Here is a 1,175-nt window from a genome sequence, read left to right on the forward strand (position 1 = left end):
TGTGGTGTTTCGCAAGTTCGTGAAATTAATCTGATTTGTCGCTGCGTCGGTCAAGCGCGGCAGCGGCTCGGCCCACCGACGCCACTATTTCATCAGCGCTTTTCCGCCACTGGAAAGGCTTGGGATCCTTGTTATTGATCGCCAAGTAGTGACGAATCGAGGCCTCCAGGTCCCTCACACTGGTGTGCGCCTGTCGCTTGATCCACTTCTCACTGATCGTGGAGAAGAAGCGCTCCACCAGGTTCAACCATGAAGCTGATGTTGGTGTGAAGTGGACATGATAGCGCGACCTCTCCGCCAGCCAGGCCTTCACCTTGTCGGTCTTGTGGGTGCCGTAGTTATCCAGGACGAGGTGAACATCCAGGCCCGCCGGCACACTTCTGTCGATGGCATTGAGAAACTCCAGAAACTCCGCACTGCGATGCCGACGCTTGAGACGCCCGATAACCTTGCCCGTCGCGATGTCCAGGGCAGCGAACAACGAGGTGGTGCCATGACGTTGATAGTCGTGGGTGTGCGTTTGGGGCTTCCCGAACGTCAACGGCAGTCCTGGCTGAGTACGGTTCAGCGCCTGAATCTGACTCTTCTCGTCAACGGACAGGACCATGGCCCGATCCGGTGGATTCATGTAGAGCCCGACGATGTCGTGCACCTTATCGACGAATGCCGGATCGGTGGACAGCTTGAAGGTCTTTTCCAAGTGTGGCTTGAGGCCGAAGGCACCCCAGATCCGCTGCACGCTGGCCGGGGAAATCCCTACCACTTCACTCATGCTGCGGGTACTCCAGTGACTGGCATCCGCCGGCTTTTCCTGGCGGACGCGATCAATGACTTCTTGCACGACCTCATCGGGAATCGATCGAGGGCGGCCACTACGAAGCTCATCATTCAGGCCGTCCAGGCCATAGGCGGCAAAGCGGCGGCGCCACTTTGAGACCGTTTGCGCTGTGATGCCCAACCGCCTGGCGATCGACGTGCCGGGTTCCCCGTCCTTGCAACCCAGGATGATCAAGGCACGAAGTTGCTCATCGGCAGGGCCTTTGCGGGCGGCTGCCCGCCGGTTTAACTCAGCCAACTGATCTTCAGTCACGGTCACTTGGGCAGCGGGCCGACCTCGCTTTGCCACGATACCTCCAGCCAGTGCGGAATATGGGTATCAGGGTAGACGCTATTTA

At 58.6% G+C, this 1,175-nt stretch carries 1 protein-coding gene; it reads right to left on the minus strand.

The genetic code is table 11. From position 1 onward, the window contains the following. Nucleotides 1-25: 25 nt before the first annotated feature. The gene (locus DOM57_RS21580) at nucleotides 26-1,126 is read right to left on the minus strand and encodes an IS630 family transposase (protein WP_110651807.1); all 1,101 of its coding nucleotides are present in this window, start codon (nucleotides 1,124-1,126) and stop codon (nucleotides 26-28) included. Nucleotides 1,127-1,175 lie beyond the last annotated feature (49 nt).

This window comes from Salinicola peritrichatus (assembly GCF_003206715.1).
GTDB classification, from domain to species: domain Bacteria; phylum Pseudomonadota; class Gammaproteobacteria; order Pseudomonadales; family Halomonadaceae; genus Salinicola; species Salinicola peritrichatus.